Source organism: Oleiphilus sp. HI0061 (assembly GCF_001635675.1).
Map to the genome: position 1 here is coordinate 1 of NZ_LWFE01001230.1, position 2190 is coordinate 2190.

Annotated in this window: 2 protein-coding genes; both read right to left on the minus strand. The window is 42.6% G+C overall.

Translation table 11 applies throughout. The features are described 5' to 3' along the window. Positions 1 to 244: 244 nt before the first annotated feature. Positions 245 to 856 (minus strand): hypothetical protein, encoded by a 612-nt coding sequence (locus A3735_RS19160; protein ID WP_082880484.1) that lies wholly within the window; start codon positions 854 to 856, stop codon positions 245 to 247. A gap of 559 nt (positions 857 to 1415) precedes the next feature. Then, positions 1416 to 1697, minus strand: coding sequence for a hypothetical protein (locus tag A3735_RS19165; protein ID WP_068633550.1), 282 nt, complete (start codon positions 1695 to 1697; stop codon positions 1416 to 1418). Positions 1698 to 2190 lie beyond the last annotated feature (493 nt).

The following is a 2190-nucleotide window of genomic DNA, read 5'->3' on the forward strand; positions in this document are numbered from 1 at the left end:
CGTTAGCAACCCACGAATACCAGCATGATCACCGTCGAAATTACTTGCTTCATCTGATGCGTTGACGCTTCCCTAACGGGAAGAATGTTAATTAAAAAGAAAGGCTCTGGCCGAGGTTCCGGCAGGATTTTGTGCGGGCCTCTTGACGTGGGGAGTCATACCAACGCCTTGCTAAGCGGAGAGCGCTAGCGAGTCCAGTGGAGGCCGTCTTTTGGCCGGAACGATGCTTGAGCAATTTGTTAGGCTACCTGAAATTTTTAAGAACTTTGTATTTAATACTTTGGTTGGTGGCATTAATGATTTCTAGTAACGCCCCCTTGTAACCTATTACATTAGACTCGTTTAAATCGTACTCAACATCATTTGAGAAGGCTGGTCTAGCCTTATTATTAGAAAACTCTCGATAGCTAATATTGACTTTATTTCCGATTTTTCCAGAGTAAAGTAGTGTTTGCTGAAAAGATAACATGTCATTGTTTGTGTGTTTGGTGATGTCATAGTCAGCATCTGAGCAAACTGTACCACCAAACGCAGAAACACCGCAGATTTCCTTTTCGTTATGATCAATATACATACCGCCATAGGGATCAGCTAAGGTACTTTTTTGGACCATTCCATAGTTCGTTGGAGCGTAAAATACTTTGTTCCCGCTGTATCCGACTTGGGTGTATATACCAGGAGAAAAAGTGTAAGAGCCGAGCAAACCTACTGAGGTTGTATACTTCAGAGATATTGCATTGACAGTTTTCTTGCTGCCTTTTGCGAGCATTTCCTCGCCAACGAAAGCAGTTGTTTCAGTGCCAATTGCGGGGTAATCAATTAGTGTTTCTTCTATTCCTCCACCATTCTTCTTCAACGAAGTACATCCAGAAAGAACTATTAATGCTATTAAAATTCCTATCGTCTTCATACTTAATCCGGTTTCTGGTTAATGAATAAGCCTAACGCTGCCAACAACGGCAGACTTGTAGTTGTGATTTTTGTGCCATAATGGCGAAGCCATGCACAAAAAGCGCGGCTGCAAGGCTGTCCAAACCACGAAGTGGTTGATGTTGCTTGGCCTTGTTAGTTGTACGGTTGCCTAGATAGTTATTTAGAACGATCCATTCCCCGATCACAACGATTTTAAAATTCTGATCTTTTGTTTGGCCTTCTACTCTCGCTTGATCAGGATGAGAATGATACTGATGATACCTAATACAATGCTGCTAACGAAGTGGCCATAAATAGAACGGGGTATTATGCCCCTATTCAATGCCGAATAATGTGACGAAAAGAACAATACATTCAGCCCTTCAATCTTCGGGGATTAAAACAACTAACGCCCAGCACAACGGAGGAGCGAAAGTGGCTGCTTTTTTGGAACAAAAAAGATGCGACTTTTGCGGAGTCCGTTGGTGCTGCTGGTTATGTTTTTAATTTCTAGATTTCCATTCATTGAGTGCGATTTCCAATTCTTTAGCAATGGGCGAAGCACCAAGGCTTTTGCTTTTTGATGATTCTGGATTACTACGTATGTTACTCGCAAGCTGTTTTATGAATGCAACACCTTTGGCCTTATAGTGGTCTATTTCGGCTTTACTAAGTACTACTTCGACCGTATAAATACCAACAGAGCCACAAACTACTGACAAAATAAAGTTTTCGTTGTGGCGGAGTAATGTCCAGCTCCAGTTTTCTATTTCGACCTTTTCCATGACCACCTAGAGAACATAACGCTTTTATAAACGGCGCACGGCTCTATCGTGCGTCCAACGCAGGCCACGTCTCTTTGTGGCCGGAGTGATGTTTGATGAACTGGTTAGATGTTTTAGAACACCCAACTAAACCAAACACCACGTTAAAACCTAAGTGCTTGCCTTGAGACAAAAACACCATAGATGGCGACTTTACCGGATTCCCTAGGAGCACACCACCGACGAAGCCTCTACAAATTAAAATGTACCTGAGAAACTTAAACAGCAGAACGGAACAGTTGGAAACCGTGCCACACACCCTAAAATTTTAAACGGTGGAATGCTTGATTAGAACTGAGCACTCCTTGCCGAATATTGAGCCTTAAACCTAAAGGCAAAAAAACATTTAACGCTTTTATAAACGGCGCACGGCTCTATCGTGCGTCCAACGCAGGCCACGTGTTTTTGTGGCCGGAGTGATGTTTGATGAACTGGTTAGATTTTTTAGAACACC